The following is a 16,849-nucleotide window of genomic DNA, read 5'->3' as shown; positions in this document are numbered from 1 at the left end:
TCTGCGTTACCCGGACATAATACGCAATGCGTTGAAGGGAGACCTTTGGAAAAGAAGGACAAAAGCTACTGTGATCCAATGCAGTCGCAGTTTATAGGCAATGAATGCGGTCAACTTCGTTTATTGTTGTTTTACTAATCGCCACTGCCGCTAGCATTGGCCTTTATCTCGTGTCTTACCAATACTTCCTTTCGGAAGAGCTTTCGAAAGCCCAAGGTCGATTGTCCCTTTACCAAAGCTCGGTGAATGGCGAACTCGAACGGTTTTCCCATCTAACTTATGTGCTGTCACAGGACTCCTTTGTTATCGGCACGGCCGAAGGAGAAGGCACCGGAACGTTGAACCGGCGGCTCGAGGATTTCGCAGCGCAGGCAGGACTAGATGCAATCTATCTGATGGACGAGGACGGCATCACCATAGCTGCCTCAAACTTCCGCGATGTCGGCAGCTTCGTTGGCCAAAACTACGCTTTCCGCCCTTACTTCCAAAGCGCTATTTCAGGTGAACAGGGGCGCTTTTATGCCATTGGTGCAACAACTGGTTTGCCGGGCTATTTCATCGCCAACGCGGTGCTGGACGACCAAAGCGATCCAACCGGCGTCGTAGCAATCAAGATCGATTTCTCAGACCTTCAAGACAGTTGGAAAAACTCGGGCGAGCAGGTCCTTTTGGCCAATGAGGACGGCGTTATTCTTTTGTCTTCGAACTCGGATTGGCAATACCGTGTGCTGACGCCACTGTCAGGCCAACAGCAAGACCGGATACGGGATGCACGACAGTTTCCAGGCCAAGAATTGGCCCCTTTGGATTGGGTAGAGCTGCCTGGGGATCAAGCGAGGATTTCGGGGACAAAGCGCCTCCACCTTGCCGCCACAGACTTGCCGCATGGCTGGTCTCTTCATTATTTTGCAAGCGATGACCGGGCCGTCGCCCGAAGTTGGCTTGTAACTGCGCTTTTTGTCCTTCTTGCTGGCCTCGCATTCATCTTTTTCCAAATTCAGCGTGCTCGCCGCGTGAGCGTGGCTCTGGCGCGGTCCGAAAAGGAAGAAGCAATGCTGCGTGAGGCGAATGAACGGCTCGCGATCGAAATCGAAGACCGCAGGACGGCCGAGCGGCGGCTCAAACGCACACAAGGTGAGCTGGAACGCGCAAGCCGGCTGGCTGCTCTTGGGCAGCTCTCAGCGTCCGTCACGCATGAACTGGGGCAACCCATCGCCGCTATGCGCAATCATCTGGTTGCAGCTGAGATAGGGGACTCTGGACAAACGCCGCTCACACGAAAAATCGGCAACCTTGTTGATCGTATGGAAGGCATTACGCGCCAGTTGCGGTTCTTCGCGCGATCAGAAAGCGAGGCGTTCGACAACGTGGAGCTTTGCTGCTCTGTTGATGCGGCGTTGGCTCTGGTCGCCCCAAATATTGAACAGGCAAAAGTGAGAGTGTCGCTTGAGACACCGAAAGGCCCAGTTCTGATCAGAGGTATTGCTCTGCGAGTGGAACAGGTCATCACCAACCTCTTGCGCAATGCCATCGACGCGACGGACGCAACAGATGACCCTGAAATCCATGTCACCGTAACGGTTTCTGATGATGAGGCCACCTTGGAGGTTCAAGACAATGGCCACGGATTGGGGGGCGCGACACTGGCTGAGTTGCAGGAGCCGTTTGTCACCACAAAGGAAAGCGGCCGCGGCATGGGCTTGGGGCTGGCCATTTCCGCCAGCATTGTCAAAGATCACAACGGCACAATGACGGCCCGGAACCGTGATGGCGGCGGAACTGTTTTCCGCGTCACTTTTCCGGTACCTCTGAAACCTGAAGAAACAAAAGAATGACCCCGCAGCAACCTTTCAAAGTCCTGGTCGTCGACGATGACAAGTCGATGCGGCAGTCCTTGGTCGAACTGCTCGAAGCCGCCGGCTGGACCGTCAACGCAGTGCCGCGGGCAACACAAGTGGCCGATTATCTGACCAACGCCACGCCGGATGCCATCCTCTCGGATGTGCGCATGCCTGGCATGTCAGGCCTTGAACTACTGGCAAGCTTGGACAAACAGGTCGCGCCGCCGGTCGTGCTCATCTCTGCACATGGCGACATACCTATGGCTGTGCAGGCTATTCAGGATGGTGCGTATGGCTTCATCGAAAAGCCTTATGAGCCGCGGCGGTTACTTACGGTCCTGACGCATGCCGCCGAGCAAAACCGAATGCGCAAAAGCAACGCACGGCTGAAAGACCGACTGCTAAAGCTGTCTGGGCTGGACCGCATCCTGCTGGGTGAAACAGATGCGATTGTAGCTTTGCGGCAAGAGGTTTTCGATCTTGCGGATACATCTGTTGCGGTGCTGTTGCAGGGGGATACGGGAACCGGAAAGGAGCTGGTTGCCCACGCTTTGCATGATTTGGGCAGCTCCTCAGACGCGCCCTTCCTTGCCCTAAATTGCGCAGCTTTGTCCCCTGAAACGTTCGAGGCTGAAATGTTTGGGGTCGCTGGTGCCTCGGATGGAAGGTTGGTGGCGGCATCAGGCGGGACCTTGTTTCTGGATGAAATCTGCTCGTGCCCGCTTGCGGTGCAGGCCAAATTGTTAAGGGTCATCGAAGATCAACACGTGCTGCCTGTGGGCGCTGTTTCACCCACGCCAGTCAGCTTCCGCGTTCTGTCGGCAACCAACGAAGATGTGGAACTGGCCGCCAAAGAGGGACGGTTGCGACAGGACCTTTTGTTCAGGCTGAACACTTTTGTGCTGACCTTACCACCACTGCGCCAACGGAGGGATGATCTGGTTCTTTTGGCAACGCATTTCCTGAACGAATATGCACAGGTTTACGAAATTGATGCGCCAGAGCTCAGTCAGGACGACCTGGCCGCCCTGCTTGCGCATGACTGGCCTGGCAACGTGCGCGAGCTACGCCATGTTTGCGAGCGACGCATTCTTGCCGCCCGCCGCGGAAGCGGTTCTCTGACAAAGGCGATCCAAAGCGATCACCACTTCGAAGATGTTCCGGATACGTTGCGCGAAGCGGTTGCTGCTTTCGAACGAGAGCTTATCGGTAAAGCCATTAAGGCGCATAAGGGCCGCATGGATGCCGCAGCCGAAGCGCTTGGTATCGGTCGTCGTACTCTTAACGAAAAGATCGTCAAACTTGGTCTGGATAAAGAGGCATTGCTGTAGGCAAAAACAGCTCTGCGGAAATCCGCAGGGCAATCGGAATTCTGCCCGCGTTTTCCTTCATAGTCAGCCCGTGTCGTATTCTGAATACTCCGCCCAAACGAATTGCGTGAACTGGGAGGAGCCACTATGCGCAAACATCTTAACCGGGCGGCCATTGCCGCCCTGTCACTGACCGTTGCATCCGAAGCACTGGCCGTTGAATGGAACGTTTCCCTGTGGGGCAAGCGTCGCGCCTTTACCGAGCATGTCGAAAAGCTGGCCGAACTGGTGAGCGAAAAGACCAACGGTGAGTTTACCCTGAACATCAGTTATGGCGGCCTGTCCAAAAACAAAGAAAACCTCGACGGTATTTCGATTGGTGCATTCGAAATGGCTCAGTTCTGTGCTGGGTATCACCGCGATAAGAACCCCTCGATCACCGTTCTTGAACTGCCGTTTCTGGGCGTGACATCTCTGGAGCAGGAAGTCGATCTTTCGATGGCCGTCTACCAGCACCCAGCCGTTGTGGAAGATCTGGCACGCTGGGACGCGACCCTGCTGATGCCGTCGCCGCTGCCACAGTACAACCTTGTCGGTTTAGGCGAAGCGCCGAAATCCCTGGCGGATTTTGAAGGCCTGAGCGTGCGCGCCACCGGCGGCATCGGCAAAGCGATGGAGACAGTTGGCGCTGTTCCAACATCGATGTCCGCATCCGAAGTACGCCAAGCAATGGACAGCGGTATCGTCAAGGCCGTCAGCTTTGCACCACACGCACATATGTCATTTGGCACCATTGAAAACGGCACGTGGTGGACGACGAACCTGAACCCAGGCACCGTCAACTGCCCCGTCGTTGTGAACACTCTGGCTCTGGAAGACCTGTCTGACGAGCACCGTGAAGCTCTGCTCGGTTCGGTCGAAGAGGCGCTGGATCACTACGTAAGCCACTACCAGACCAAAACAATGGAAGCCTGGGGTCCCGAACTGGACCAACGCGGTATCGAGCGGGTCACTTTCAGCGATGAAGAAATCGCAGCATTCAAAGAGGCAGCTGCCGCACCTGCGGCCGAGGCTTGGATAGCAGAAAACACCGAACGCGGCCTGCCAGCACAAGAGCTCTATGACCTTGTGACAGGCAAGATCGCAAACGGCAGCTAATCCACTCACCACCCGGCGTCAGCCAGTCTGGCGTCGGGTGCCTTTTCCCCTCATAGCGGAGCAAAACGATGGCCGGGTCATCCCTGGTGCTGTCCGAAGACAGCCGTCTCAGCATTCTCGATCAACGCCTTTACAAACTGGAAAGCTTTCTGGCCCTGATCAGCGGTCTAGCGGTTTTCTCGCTGATGGTCATGGCCGTGGTTTCAGTTGGCGGTCGGAACATAGCCAACGCGCCGCTTCCCGGTTACGTGGACTGGATTGAGCAAGCGATGCCACTGATCGCGTTCATGGGGATTTCATATGCGCAGCGCGACGGCGGTCACATTCGTATGGACATGGTCGTTGGGGCCCTTAAGGGCCGAGCACTGTACATTGTCGAATTCGTGACGACCGCCGTCATTCTGGCACTGATTGTCTTGCTGATCTGGGGAAGCTGGGCGCATTTCTCCCGCAGCTTCGACTTTGGCGCTCCGCTTTGGAGCCGCGATAGCTCAATCGACATTGGCATCCCTTTATGGCCCGCGAAGCTGTTGGCACCAGTGGCCTTCAGCGTGCTTTGCCTGCGGCTTGTCCTGCAGCTTTGGGCATATGGTCGCGCAATCCGCCATCCCGACCAGTCGCCAATCGCCGTCCCCCTGATCGCTGACGCCGCCACGCAGGCCGCGATGGAAGCCGAGCACGTCTCGGGCCACGACAACTGAGGTAAAATCTGATGGAACCTATTGAAATTGGATTGATCGTCTCGGGCGGCATGCTCGTTCTTGTTGTGCTGGGTATGCGCGTGGCATTTGCCGCAGCGACCGCTGGCATGGTTGGCCTGATCTGGATCTTCTGGGCCAAGTTTGGTTACGACCCGGCCCGGTTCGGAAAGGCCGTAACTGTGGCTGTCAAAACCGCGGGACAGGTGCCGCATTCCAAAATCTCAAGTCAGGCGCTAAGCCTTATCCCAACGTTCATCTTGATCGGCTACCTCGCCTACTACGCAGGGCTGACCAAAGCGCTGTTCGAGGCCGCCAAGCGATGGTTGGCATGGGTGCCCGGCGGATTAGCCGTTTCAACCGTGTTCGCAACAGCCGGGTTTGCGGCAGTGTCTGGAGCATCAGTCGCTACATCGGCGGTGTTCGCCCGTATCGCCATCCCTGAGATGCTGAAGATCGGCTACGATAAGCGCTTTGCGGCCGGGGTAGTCGCCGCTGGTGGCACGCTGGCATCACTCATCCCACCCTCTGCCATCTTGGTCATCTACGCGATCATCGTAGAGCAAGACGTGGGCAAACTGCTGTTGGCCGGTTTCATTCCGGGCATGTTCTCGGCCGTGATCTATGGCTTGCTGATCATTGGCATGGCCGTCGTGATTAAAGACTTTGGCCCAGCGATCAAAGGCTTCACCTGGAAAGAACGTTTCCTGTCTTTGCCACCCGCATTGCCCATCGTGATCGTCGTCGTGACCATCATCTTTTTTGTTTACAACCCGTTCGGAGGGGACGCCTGGGGCACACCGACCGAAGGTGGAGCCATTGGAGCCTTCGTGGTTTTCCTCATGGCGCTGTATCAAGGCATGCGCTGGTCCGAGCTTAAAGACGCGTTGCTAGAAACCGCCAAGCTAAGCGTCATGATCTTCACCATCATCTGGGGCGTACTGGTCTATGTTCGCTTTCTGGGATTTGCCGAACTACCCAATGCGTTTTCCGACTGGATCACCTCGCTTGAGATGTCGCCGATGCTTATCCTGATCTGCATCCTTCTGGCCTACGCTGTTCTGGGCATGTTCATGGATGCGATTGGAATGTTGTTGTTGACGCTGCCAGTTGTTTACCCCGCCGTAATGGCACTGAATGGTGGAGAAGCAGTCAGCGCTGCAGACAGCACCTTCGGAATGTCAGGTCCAATGTGCGCGATCTGGTTTGGTATTCTCGTCGTCAAAATGGCCGAGTTCTGCCTGATAACACCGCCTATCGGACTTAACTGCTTTGTCGTTGCCGGAGTTCGCGATGACCTAAGTGTTCAGGATGTGTTTAAGGGCGTTACACCGTTCTTTCTGGCAGATGCCGCAACAATCGCCATGCTCGTTGCCTTCCCCGCGATTGTGCTTTGGCTTCCTGGCCAGGTTTGAGGGACAAAAGTTAATAGCAATAACAGTCGAAGGCGTGCGCGATCCTGTCCGCCAGCATAAGAGCTTTTTGGCCTCCGGATAACGGAGGCCCCTTTCTTATGATAAAAAGTACTATTCACCCGATAGCTGCCAGCGCACGGCTGGAATATACATTTCGCAAGCCTGAGTGATCGGTGGAAACGACCCACTCAACACAGCCACAAGGCGGTGGTTAACAACCCGATTGTCCCAGTCGATGAATTAAAATGGGCAAAGGCAGCTATTCACTCAGAAGGCTCGGGCGGTTCTGCCAAAGAGTTACGGGTAACAAGCCTTGTATCAATGCAGACTGACTGGCCCTCGGATTTGCCTTCAACCATAGCGGTCAGTTCGCGCGCAGCCTTGCGACCCATCTCGCGGTGAGGAACATGAACGGTGGTTAAAGACGGGCTGACAATCTGAGCCAGTTCTATGTCGTCGAACCCCGTGACTGACACCTGCTCGGGCACCTTTATCCCAAGCCTTCTGGCTTCTTGCAAAGCACCAGCGGCCAGCACATCGTTACCACACATCACCGCGGTCGGCCGGGGCGTGAGAGCCATCAATTGACCAAAGGCTTCGGCGCCTTGCTCGATTTCATATGTTGTTTCAATCACTTTCAGGGATTTCGCATTCAGGCTGCTTTCAGACATAGCCTGTTTGACACCTTCGACACGACTTTGTGCCCGGTCATTGCCCAGCGTTTTGCCGGAAATCATCGCGATCCGCCGGTGGCCAGCGGCAATTACGCTTCGCGCCAGCTCCCCCATTGCCTCCGAGTTATCAAAGCCAACAGACGGCCGGTGCGCGTCTAGATCGTAAGACCAGGCAACCAAACAAGGAACCTGATGACGCTCTAGATAGGCGTAGATTTCCGCGTCGCGCGCGTATCCGATCAGCAGCAGCCCGTCTGCACCGCGTGCAACCAGCGTGCGTATTTGTTCCCACTCGACCTCGGGATCATACGCAGAACTGGACACCAGAAGGGTGTAGCCGCTTTCGCGAAGCTGATCCTGAAACTCCTGTAACCCACGCGCAAAGATAGCGTTGTCCATAGTCGGGATGATGGCACCGATGGTATAGCTGCGCTTAGCCGCCATTACCCGTGCTGCGAAGTTCGGCGTATAGCCCAGCGATTCGACGGCCTGCATGACCCGTTGCCGGGTCGCCTCGATTACACGATCCGGTGAGTTCAGGCAGCGCGAAACCGTGGCAGTCGAAACGCCCGCTGCCTTGGCGACATCGTTAAGTGTCGGAACTGAGCGGTTTTTTTCCATGCGGTGCCTACGGTGAATATGGCCCCTGTCATAACACAAAAACGCAAGTCTGCCAGCCATCAATGTAAGCGCTTGCATTATCAATGTAAGCGCTTACAAATAGATTTGGGATAGGAATTCGGAGATCTGAGATGTTCCTTTGGGCTTCTGCCGCCGTCTTTGCGGTGTTTTTTGCCAATGTCGCGTTGGGCGCTTTTGGCGACGGCGGGTTCCTGGGGGACGTCGGAGAAATGCTGGTTCTGTTTGCCGCCTCGATCCTGTTCGTCGCGGCAATTCTCAAACGCGAGGCTGACCAAAAAAACAACAACGGCAGCTGACGGTTCAATAGGGAGGAAGACAATGACAAATGCAAAGGATGGCCTCAAATCTGCTGAGCGCCGGAATTTCCTGAAACTGGCTTCTACCGGCTCGTTCACTGCGGCTGTGGTGGCAGGTGCCGGTGGGGTGCTGTGGTCGTCTGAGGCCGCTGCGCAGACGGCCAAAGAAGAGAAAGAGCGCGAGAGTGCCGCAGAGCATGTCATGACGGTTGCCACCGCATATGTGCTAGGCGCGTCGCGTAGTTATCCGATCATGCAGTTGGATCTGAAGGAAAACATTCAGAACGCAACCAACGGCAAAATCTACGTCAAACTGGCTCCGGGCGGACAGCTAGGTGCCGGCGGCGCGCTGGTGCAAAAGGTCCAAGGTGGCACGATCCAGGCAGCGCAGCATTCACTGTCGAACTTTGCGCCCTTTGCTTCCACGGTTGACCTGATCAACATGCCCTATCTCTGTGGCTCTAACCAGCGGTTCACGAACCTGGTGAATTCAGACTTCTGGAAGTCCGAGGTGCATCCCAGCGTAGAAGCCAACGGGTTCAAAGCTTTGTTCTACGTGAACATTGACCCCCGCGTTGTCGCGGTACGCAAGGGCGGCAACGCCGTGATGTCACCCGGTGACATGGCAGGTGTGAAATTCCGGGTGCCGGGATCGAAAATGCTGCAGCAGTACTACCGCATGGTCGGCGCCAACCCGACACCTGTGGCCTGGGGCGAGACACCCTCGGCGATCAAACAGGGCGTCGCGGATGCGCTCGATCCATCTGTTGGGGCACTCTACGTCTTTGGCTTCAAGGATATCCTCAGCCACGTGACATTCACCCAGGCAGTACCGGACAGCCAAGTCTATTCCTGTAACCTTGAGTGGTTTAACTCGTTGCCTGCCGATGTTCAGGAAGGCGTGATGTGGGGATCTGAACTAACGGCGCATCAGAACTTGGCCAAAGTGCCATCAGCCCGTGCCTACGCAATGGCGGAGCTGGCCAAGGCTGGTGTCGAATTCCATGCCCTCAACGATGATCAACTGGGCGAGTGGAAAGAGGCCGGTGGGTACCAGCGAAGCGAATGGGACTCCTTCAAGACCGAGCTTGCAGGCTCCATGGACAACTTCGCCAAGCTGGAGGAAGCCGCAGGCACGCAAGGAAAATACTACGTCCACGACGCCTGACCAGTATCGGGCTGGGGCGTCAAATAGGCGCCCGCCCATTTTTCAACAGCCGCCTTTGCAGCAGTCCGTTGGGCTGGATGCGCGGGTGTGCCTGAACACCGGGAATACGAATGAACATCCTGCGAACAATAGACCAAAACGCAGAGCGCTGGCTGCTTCTGGTGTTCTACACGATGCTTGTCATCACAATGGCAATCGAGGTGATCCGGCGTGAGCTGTTTGCCTACTCCTCGATCTGGGGCGAGGAAATTGTACGCTATTCATTCATTTACCTGGCCTGGATCGGCGCTGCAGCGGCGGTCAAAGAACGCGCGCACATCCGGATCGACGTTCTCCTGCATTACCTCGGCCCGCGGTCCAAGGCTCTGATTTACATCTTTGGCGACCTTGTGATGTTCGTGGTTGCTCTGGTTGCGCTCTATTGGTCGTACGAAACGGTACACGTCTCGGCCAAATTCGGATCCGTCAGTCACGGCTTGCGCATTTCGATGGTGTGGTTCCTGGCGGCGGTGCCTTTGGGCTTCACTTTGATGATCTGGCGGTTGTTCCAGTCTTTCCGGCGCGATTTGCGCAGCCTTCGTGACGGCACGCCCGTCTTTGAAGGCGACAAGCTGTTTGATTGAGAGGCCTGAGCAATGCTGTGGAATTCACTTAATCAAACGGTCGAGCTGGGCTGGGATTTCTACATTCCGGTGATCATGTTCGTCGCACTGATCGCGCTGGCAGTTCCGGTCTGGGCTGCCATCGGCGCTGCTGCCATCACCATGCTGGTGATGTCAGGCGACCTCCCGCTGAGCGCTATAGGAGAGAGCCTGTTCACCGGCATCGATGCCTTTGCGCTGACCGCGGTGCCGCTTTTCATCCTGACCGGCGACGTTTTGGTCAGGACGGGGCTTAGTAAGAAATTTCTGGACGTAGCTGAGGCGCTGACCTGTTGGACGCGCGGCGGGTTCGGATCTGCCACAGTGCTGGTCTGCGGTATGTTTGCCGCGATCTCAGGTTCTGATGCAGCAGGTGCCGCGGCGGTTGGACGGATGACCATCAATCGGCTGGTCGAAAGCGGCTATCCGCGCCCCTACGCCTGCGCCTTGGTCGCCGCTGGTGCTTGCACCGGCATCCTGATCCCTCCTTCCATTGCCTACATCATCATTGGTTTGGTTCTGGGTATTTCTGCCTCGACCTTGTTTCTGGCCGCGCTAATCCCGGGTCTGGCAATTTTGGTGTCGATCCTGATCACCAATATCATCATGAACCGGCTCTATACTTATGAAACCGGCGGAAACATGGGGTTTGGCGAATGGCTAGGTAATCTTGGCCAAGCGTTGAAGTCCGGGTGGTATGCTTTCATCGTGCCAGGGATCATCTTTTATGGGATCTTTTCCGGGCGTCTGACGCCGACTGAGGCTGGCGCCACTGCGGTTGTTGTTACTATCGTGATGGGCTTTATCCTTGGCACTCTGAAACTGGCGGATTTCCCGGCCATGCTGGTTAGTTCCGCCAAGGTGAACGGAGTTATCCTGCCGATCATCGCCTTTTCCGCCCCATTAGCCGAGGCACTGGCGATCATGGGTGTACCGCAGGGCTTTGTAACTGCAGTCACAGGTCTTACTGACGATCCTGCGCTGCTGATCCTATTGATGATTTGCATCTTGATCGCTGCGGGCTGTGTGATGGAAACCACGCCCAACATTGTGATACTGGCACCTATTCTGAAGCCGTTGGCGGACAACATCGGCATGAATGAGATCCAGTTCTGCATCATGATGATCACCGCACTAGGGGTGGGCTTCATTACCCCACCGCTGGGCCTCAATCTCTTTGTCGTCTCGGGCATCACTGGCGAGTCCATCCTCAAGATCGCCGCCCGCGCCGTACCCTTTGTTCTGACAATGCTGATCGTGGTGCTTCTGATCGCCTATTTCCCGCCGATCTCAACCACACTGCTTCCTGATATCTACAAGTAGGACCTTCTGGAAATGACCCGTGAATATCTGAAAAAGGCCACCCTGACACCAAAGTCGGACGCGTCTGAAACACATAAGATCGTGCAGGGCATACTCGACGACATTGAGTCCGGGGGTGATGCCAAAGCTCTGGAATATGCCGCTAAATTTGACCAATACGACGGCAACGTTCTGCTAACCCCAGAGGAGATTGAGGCGGCCTGCGCCTTGGTACCGGAAAAGCTGAAGGCTGATATCCGGTTTTCCCACGATAATGTCCGTCGCTTTGCCGAGTTGCAGAAAGGCACGGTGCATGACGTAGAAATGGAAATCTCGCCCGGTTTCATCACCGGCCAAAAGGCAATCCCGGTGGATGCAGCCGGATGCTATGTGCCGGGCGGGCGCTATAGCCACATCGCCAGCGCCATTATGACCGTGACCACCGCCAAGGTAGCAGGGTGTAAGCATATCACTGCCTGTTCTCCACCACGCCCCGGCGTGGGTGTGGCCCCGGCTATCATCTATGCAGCCCATATCTGCGGCGCGGACAAGATCATGGCAATGGGCGGTGTGCAGGGGGTCGCGGCGATGACTTTCGGCCTGTTTGGCCTGCCAAAGGCAAACATCTTGGTCGGACCGGGCAACCAGTTCGTCGCCGAGGCCAAGCGGATCCTGTTCGGCCGTGTCGGCATCGATATGATCGCAGGCCCCACCGATAGCCTAATCCTTGCCGACGGCTCGGCAGATGCCCACATCGTCGCCACCGATTTGGTGAGCCAGGCAGAACATGGCTACAACTCTCCGGTCTGGTTAGTGACCGACGACCGCGCGCTGGCGGAAGAGGTTATGCGACTTGTTCCGGGCTACATCGATGACTTGCCCGAAGTAAACCGCGAAAACGCCGCCGCCGCGTGGCGCGACTATGCAGAGGTTATCCTGTGTGCGGACCGCGAGGATATGGCAGCTTGTTCTGACGAATACGCGCCCGAACATTTGACCGTACAGGCCGAAGACCTGGATTGGTGGCTAGAGCGGCTGACCTGCTATGGCTCTCTGTTTCTGGGCGAAGAGACGACTGTGTCTTATGGCGACAAGGCTGCGGGCACAAATCACGTGCTTCCGACCTCGCGCGCGGCTAGCTACACCGGTGGGCTTTCGGTCCACAAATACATGAAGATCGTCACTTGGCAGCGCGCCACACGCGAAGGCTCGAAACCAGTGGCAGAGGCTACCGCGCGGATTGCCCGGCTGGAAGGGATGGAAGGTCACGCACGGGCTGCCGATGTGCGGCTGGCCAAGTACTTCCCGGATGAATCCTTTGACCTGACCGCAAATGGCTAACCCGCGCGACCTGTTCGATCTGACAGGCCGAACTGCCTGTATCACCGGCGCCAGTTCTGGTTTGGGACGACGGGCGGCCGAGGTTCTTGCAGCGGCCGGAGCCAAAGTGGTGGCGGTTGCCCGTCGGGAAGATGCTTTGGCGGACCTCATTACAGAGATTGGCTCTGCCGCCGCATATGTGGCGGCTGATGTCGCGGACAATAACAGGATCGAAGCGTTAAGAGATGAAATTGCGGATCGCTTTGGTCCGCCTGATGTTTTGATTCACGCAGCCGGCGTCAACACGCGCCAAGCCGCTGATGATGTTTCGATTTCTGATTGGAACAGAACGCTTGAGCTGAACCTTTCAGCTCCGTTTTTTCTTAGCCAAGCATTGACGCCTGCGATGCGGCAGCGCGGCTGGGGGCGGATTGTCAATTTCGCCTCTTTGCAAACCACCCGCGCCTTTCCCGGAGGCATTGCCTATGGCGCCAGCAAGGGTGGAATTGGCCAACTGACCCGCGCAATGGCGGAGGCTTGGTCCCCCTTTGGCATCACCGCCAACGCGATCGGGCCAGGGTTCTTTCCTACTGAACTGACCGAAGCCGTTTTCAATGATGAGGAGCGCGCCGCCCGTAATGCCGCGCAAACCTGTATCGGTCGCAACGGTCGACTGGAGGATATCGACGGGCCGCTTCTGTTCCTTTGTTCCGAAGCGTCAGCCTATGTGACCGGTCAAGTCCTGATGGTCGACGGGGGGTTCACCGCGAAATGAAGGCATTGGTTTACGAAGGGGTCGAGACACTGTGTTTGCGCGATGTGCCAATCGCTGCATCCCAAACCGGAGAGCATCTGATCCGTATCGCCGCTTCGGGTATCTGCGGCTCTGACATGCACGCCTACCTGGGTCATGACAACCGCCGACCCGCCCCTTTGATCCTGGGCCACGAGGCCGCTGGTGTGATCGAAGAAGGGCCTCTGGCGGGCCGACGGGTTACGATCAACCCGCTGGTGACCTGTGGCACATGCACCGCCTGCACTTCGGGGCGCGAAAACCTTTGCGCCAACCGTCAGATCATCTCGATGCCACCGCGCGAAGGGGCTTTTGCCCAGTTCGTCGCGATGCCAGAGCGCAATCTGGTTACAGTTCCCGAGGACGTACCGTTAGAGAAAGCCGCGCTGGCAGAACCACTTGCTGTCAGTTGGCACGCAGCTCGGCTGGCGCTAGAGGCGCTGCATCCAGCGATGGAGCGCCGTGCGCTGGTAATCGGAGGCGGCGCAATCGGATTAGCCGCCGCACTTGCTCTGAGAGCGATGGGCGTAGAAGATGTGACGATCCAAGAGCCAAATGTTGGCCGCCAGGCTTTTCTGGCTGACCGCTGCGGTCAGAAAGCAGTCGCGGAGTTTCAGGGCTTGGTGCCACTGGTTGTCGATGCTGTAGGTTATTCCGCCACGCGCGCCGCTGCCTCTGCTGCTGCAGCACCCGGTGGCGTGGTCGCTCATGTGGGCTTGGGTGAAGACACAGGTGGTCTGGACGTGCGGCGCATGACGCTCCAGGAAATCACCTTCATCGGCACCTATACTTACACCGCACAGGATTTTCGCGATACCGCGCAAGCCATTTTCGATGGCCGCCTTGGCCCGCTGGACTGGCCTGAGCATCGACCTCTTTCGGACGGTGCCGCAGCCTTCCGCGATTTGCGGCAAGGTGCGGTGGCGGCCCCCAAAATCATCCTGGATCCCTGGGCCTGAACCCACGCGCCAAGTAAACGGAGAACAACAATGTACGACAAAATCCTGGTTCCCATGGCCCTGGATCACGGGGTTTCAGGAACGACGCTTAAAGCCGCTGCGACCCTGTGCAACCCGGGCGGACAGATCACCGCACTGCACGTCTATGAAGCACCGCACGGAACCGTCAGCACCTATCTTGACGAGGACACTGTGCGCGATGGGCTGAATATGGCCCGTCAACAACTGGCCAAGAAAACTGCTGACTACGGCGATGTGACCGCAGTGATCGTCAAAGGTCGATCATACCGCGCCATCGTTGAATACGCAGAGCAAAACGGGGTGGACTGCATTGTGGTCGGCTCGCACAAACCGGGTTTTAGCGACTTCTTCCTGGGCTCTACCGCCGCGCGCGTGGTCCGCCACGCACCTTGCGCGGTCCATGTCTGTCGACCAACCTGACCCAGAACAAAAAATACCCGCAACAAAGGCAACCAATCATGAACATAGACAAGAGGATCGCTGACGATCTGGCGGCCAATGGCGTCTCCTTCGTCACGACTGTGCCCTGTAAACAGCTAGCTGGAGTGATCGACGAGATCGATAAGCGTGACGACATTTTCCACATCCCTTCCAACAAGGAAGACGAGGGCATGGGGCTGTGCGCCGGTGCATGGATGGGTGGCAAACGACCAGCGATCATTATGCAGAACACTGCCATCGGCGTAACGATCAATACTCTGGCCACATTGATCCAATACTACCGGATGCCACTGCCAATGCTGATCTCTTACCGTGGAGAACTTCGCGAACCGGTGGCCTGCCAAGTAGAGATGGCGGTCCACACCAAGGCGCTTCTGGCTCAGCTCAATATTCCGACCTACCACTTTCATCGGCAGAAGGACGTCGAGGAGTTGGACAACATCCTGAAATACACCTTCATGTGCAACAAGCCCGTTGCCATCCTGACCGACGCCAATTTCTGGGGAGGCTATGGCGACCAATGATACGTTCAGAAATCCTGAAAGAGATCGCGCCCATTCTGCGTGACCAACTGGTTGTTTGTAACATTGGTATTCCATCGCAGGAACTGCATGCGATCGACGACCAGGCGAGCAATTTCTATATGCTGGGCACAATGGGGCTCGCCTCCTCGATCGGGCTGGGGCTGGCGTTGGCACAGCCCAAACCGGTAATCGTGATCGATGGGGACGGCTCAATCCTGACCAACCTTGGCACCCTACCCACCATCGGGAACAACGCGCCCGGGAACTACATCCTGATGATCATCGACAACGGCTCTTATGGCTCGACCGGTGACCAGCCAACCTACACCAGCCAGCGCACTGACCTAGCAGGCATGGCCCGTGCCGCCGGTTGCGCCAAGGTGGTTGAGGTTCAGGACAAGGATACAGGCGCTGCATTGCAAGAAGCCCTGTCCGGCGGAGAGGCCACCGTGTTGGTCGTCAAATGCGACAGCGGGAACGCCAAAATGCCCGTGATAACTATGGATCCGGTGGTGATCCGCGACAGGTTCATGAAAGCTGTGGCCAGCTGATGGGCGCAGGCGCCATCCATTCGGCAGAAGACGCCCGCCGCCTGGCCCGGCGTCGGCTGCCCTGGATGGTGTTTGACTATATCGACGGTGCAGCGGGGCGAGAAACCGGCGCTGCGCGCAACCGCGCCGCCCTGGATGCCATCACCCTGCGCCCTCGTATCTTGCGGGACGTCAGCCAGCGATCGCTGACAACTCGGATATTCGGAGCGGAGGCAGACCGACCTTTTGGCATTGCCCCTATGGGCATGTGCAATCTTGCAGCCCCTGGTGCTGACTTAATGCTGGCAAGGCTGGCAGCACGCTACCGTGTGCCCCATGGTGTCTCGACCGTCGCCTCAACCCCATTGGAAACCATTCTGACAGAGGCAGAAGGATATGCTTGGTTTCAACTTTACTTTAGCGGGGATGGCAGCGGAACTTTCAAACTGGCGGAACGCGCTAAAGCTGCGGGTTATGAGACACTGGTTCTCACTGTGGACGTACCCGAAGTCGGCCGCCGACCACGAGAGCTGCGCCATGGATTCAAAATGCCTTTCCGTATTGGTCCACGGCAATTCATCGATTTTGCCGTGCACCCGCGCTGGTCACTGACAACACTAATCAACGGCAGACCGGTCACGGCAAACTTTCAGATGGAAGGGTACGAGTTCGATCGCACCGAGAGCCGAGCGCGTGCCACTTGGGAAACACTGGCAAAGCTGCGCGATCTTTGGCCCGGCAAACTGGTGGTAAAAGGAGTTCTGGACGTTGAAGATGCCCACACGTTGGCCGCAACGGGCGTTGACGCGATCCAAGTCTCCAGCCACGGCGCAAGGCAATTAGAGGCGGCACCTGCCCCAATAGAGATGCTTGCAAAAATCCGATCTGAACTAGGGCCGGACTTCCCTGTTTTCTATGACAGCGGGATCAGATCAGGAGAAGATGTACTCAAAGCCCTTTCAATTGGGGCGGACTTTGTCTTTGTCGGTCGAATTCTTCAGTTTGCGATCGCAGCTGCGGGAGAGTTGGGTTTGGAGCAACTGTGGGATGCGCTTAGCGACGAGCTGAGCATCGCCATGGCGCAAACCGGGCAAACTGTTTTGCCCAGATGATCGA

At 56.8% G+C, this 16,849-nt stretch carries 17 protein-coding genes; 16 read left to right on the top strand and 1 reads right to left on the bottom strand.

Features of this window, described 5'->3' with window-relative positions; genetic code table 11:
* Nucleotides 1-104 precede the first annotated feature (104 nt).
* From ACR0EO_RS07165 to ACR0EO_RS07145, 5 genes are all read left to right on the top strand, one after another.
* Nucleotides 105-1,835: a sensor histidine kinase gene (locus tag ACR0EO_RS07165; RefSeq protein ID WP_480688407.1), complete on the top strand. Its 1,731-nt coding sequence runs from the start codon at nucleotides 105-107 to the stop codon at nucleotides 1,833-1,835.
* Nucleotides 1,832-3,172 (top strand): sigma-54-dependent transcriptional regulator, encoded by a 1,341-nt coding sequence (locus ACR0EO_RS07160; protein WP_480688404.1) that lies wholly within the window; start codon nucleotides 1,832-1,834, stop codon nucleotides 3,170-3,172. The genes ACR0EO_RS07165 and ACR0EO_RS07160 overlap by 4 nt, the downstream gene beginning before the upstream one ends.
* 126 nt (nucleotides 3,173-3,298) lie before the next feature.
* Nucleotides 3,299-4,309, top strand: coding sequence for a TRAP transporter substrate-binding protein DctP (gene dctP / locus ACR0EO_RS07155; RefSeq protein WP_480688402.1), 1,011 nt, complete (start codon nucleotides 3,299-3,301; stop codon nucleotides 4,307-4,309).
* A 68-nt stretch (nucleotides 4,310-4,377) separates the two neighbouring features.
* Complete coding sequence (locus tag ACR0EO_RS07150) at nucleotides 4,378-5,010, top strand: TRAP transporter small permease subunit (RefSeq protein WP_480688400.1); 633 nt, start codon at nucleotides 4,378-4,380, stop codon at nucleotides 5,008-5,010.
* Between the two features lie 11 nt (nucleotides 5,011-5,021).
* Nucleotides 5,022-6,422 carry a TRAP transporter large permease gene (locus ACR0EO_RS07145; protein WP_480688398.1) on the top strand — a complete coding sequence of 467 codons (1,401 nt, stop codon included), beginning with the start codon at nucleotides 5,022-5,024 and terminating at the stop codon, nucleotides 6,420-6,422.
* Nucleotides 6,423-6,685: 263 nt separating this feature from the next.
* Here the strand turns inward: ACR0EO_RS07145 and ACR0EO_RS07140 are convergent, their stop codons facing one another.
* Entirely contained in the window at nucleotides 6,686-7,717 is a 1,032-nt protein-coding gene (locus ACR0EO_RS07140; protein ID WP_480688396.1) for a LacI family DNA-binding transcriptional regulator, read from the bottom strand.
* 131 nt (nucleotides 7,718-7,848) lie between these two features.
* On the opposite strand from ACR0EO_RS07140, the gene ACR0EO_RS07135 reads away from it, so the two are divergent.
* The 11 genes from ACR0EO_RS07135 (at nucleotide 7,849) to ACR0EO_RS07085 (ending at nucleotide 16,845) form a co-directional block, all read left to right on the top strand.
* Nucleotides 7,849-8,034: a hypothetical protein gene (locus ACR0EO_RS07135; protein WP_480688394.1), complete on the top strand. Its 186-nt coding sequence runs from the start codon at nucleotides 7,849-7,851 to the stop codon at nucleotides 8,032-8,034.
* A 22-nt stretch (nucleotides 8,035-8,056) separates the two neighbouring features.
* Nucleotides 8,057-9,202, top strand: a complete 1,146-nt coding sequence (locus tag ACR0EO_RS07130) for a TRAP transporter substrate-binding protein (RefSeq protein ID WP_480688392.1) — start codon at nucleotides 8,057-8,059, stop codon at nucleotides 9,200-9,202.
* A 110-nt stretch (nucleotides 9,203-9,312) separates the two neighbouring features.
* Complete coding sequence (locus ACR0EO_RS07125) at nucleotides 9,313-9,825, top strand: TRAP transporter small permease (RefSeq protein ID WP_480688390.1); 513 nt, start codon at nucleotides 9,313-9,315, stop codon at nucleotides 9,823-9,825.
* Nucleotides 9,826-9,837: 12 nt separating this feature from the next.
* A complete protein-coding gene (locus tag ACR0EO_RS07120; protein WP_480688388.1) occupies nucleotides 9,838-11,166 on the top strand; it encodes a TRAP transporter large permease in 1,329 nt (442 codons plus the stop codon).
* A 12-nt stretch (nucleotides 11,167-11,178) separates the two neighbouring features.
* On the top strand, nucleotides 11,179-12,486 hold the full coding sequence (gene hisD / locus ACR0EO_RS07115) for a histidinol dehydrogenase (protein ID WP_480688386.1): 1,308 nt from the start codon (nucleotides 11,179-11,181) through the stop codon (nucleotides 12,484-12,486).
* Entirely contained in the window at nucleotides 12,479-13,240 is a 762-nt protein-coding gene (locus ACR0EO_RS07110; protein WP_480688384.1) for an SDR family NAD(P)-dependent oxidoreductase, read from the top strand. Before hisD ends, ACR0EO_RS07110 begins: the two co-directional genes overlap by 8 nt.
* Nucleotides 13,237-14,217, top strand: a complete 981-nt coding sequence (locus ACR0EO_RS07105; protein WP_480688382.1) for an alcohol dehydrogenase catalytic domain-containing protein — start codon at nucleotides 13,237-13,239, stop codon at nucleotides 14,215-14,217. Before ACR0EO_RS07110 ends, ACR0EO_RS07105 begins: the two co-directional genes overlap by 4 nt.
* Nucleotides 14,218-14,247: 30 nt before the next feature.
* The gene (locus tag ACR0EO_RS07100; protein ID WP_480688380.1) at nucleotides 14,248-14,658 is read left to right on the top strand and encodes a universal stress protein; all 411 of its coding nucleotides are present in this window, start codon (nucleotides 14,248-14,250) and stop codon (nucleotides 14,656-14,658) included.
* Nucleotides 14,659-14,696: 38 nt separating this feature from the next.
* Entirely contained in the window at nucleotides 14,697-15,203 is a 507-nt protein-coding gene (gene comD / locus ACR0EO_RS07095; protein WP_480688379.1) for a sulfopyruvate decarboxylase subunit alpha, read from the top strand.
* On the top strand, nucleotides 15,200-15,754 hold the full coding sequence (gene comE / locus ACR0EO_RS07090; RefSeq protein WP_480688377.1) for a sulfopyruvate decarboxylase subunit beta: 555 nt from the start codon (nucleotides 15,200-15,202) through the stop codon (nucleotides 15,752-15,754). The genes comD and comE overlap by 4 nt, the downstream gene beginning before the upstream one ends.
* Nucleotides 15,754-16,845: an alpha-hydroxy acid oxidase gene (locus ACR0EO_RS07085; RefSeq protein WP_480689732.1), complete on the top strand. Its 1,092-nt coding sequence runs from the start codon at nucleotides 15,754-15,756 to the stop codon at nucleotides 16,843-16,845. Before comE ends, ACR0EO_RS07085 begins: the two co-directional genes overlap by 1 nt.
* The last annotated feature ends 4 nt before the right edge of the window (nucleotides 16,846-16,849 follow it).

This window comes from Ruegeria sp. BE9 (assembly GCF_056538765.1).
The sequence above is the reverse complement of the archived record's forward strand: the minus strand, read 5'-3'. Positions and strand labels throughout refer to the sequence as shown.